The 593-nt window shown below is 47.7% G+C and carries 1 protein-coding gene; it reads right to left on the bottom strand.

Translation table 11 applies throughout. The features are described 5' to 3' along the window. On the bottom strand, positions 1-591 hold a 591-nt coding region (locus R8O10_RS26315; protein ID WP_318192111.1), incomplete at its 3' end, for a LysR family transcriptional regulator. Positions 592-593: the final 2 nt, after the last annotated feature.

The raw sequence follows: 593 nt of genomic DNA, 5'->3' as shown, positions 1-593 counted from the left end.
ATAGGTGATTGGGCACTCTAAATCGTTCTCCTGTTTGAACTGCTCCCACAGCTGCGGGCGAGTCGTTTGCGGAATAAATGGGTAATGGCTGATGGCTTGGTTGTCTGACAGCTCTGGTAGGTTGGTGTTGCCAATCAGCAACAAGGTTTCCTCACATAAGAGTTGGCTATATTCATAATGAGTAGAAAGAGGCAAACACCGCACATGCAGATCACTTTCGCCATGAATGTTTTTAACTGCGCCATCTCCGGTAAGAATTTTCACGCGAATATTTGGATGGCGCTGGTGGAAATCATCGATATTTGGCACCAACCAAAGACTGGCAAATGAGGGTGTGACATCGACAACCAACAGCTCTTGATCAGTATTGGTCTGAATTAGGCTGGCGGTTGCGTGCTGAATGAGCTCCAGAGCTTCTGTTATTTGGGGCAAATAGCGCTTTCCTTCCTCTGTTAGCTCCACGCCGTTTAACCCTCGATGAATGAGAGGAAGCCCAACGAGTTGCTCTAAAGATGCCATCTGTTTACTGACCGCTCCTTGTGTTACGCACAGGTCATCGGCGGCTTTAGAAAAGCTGAGATAGTTAGCCACAG

It is taken from the genome of Vibrio sp. 1727, from assembly GCF_033344415.1.
In the GTDB taxonomy this organism is placed as follows: domain Bacteria; phylum Pseudomonadota; class Gammaproteobacteria; order Enterobacterales; family Vibrionaceae; genus Vibrio; species Vibrio alginolyticus.
This window is presented reverse-complemented; position numbering and strand designations above follow the sequence as displayed.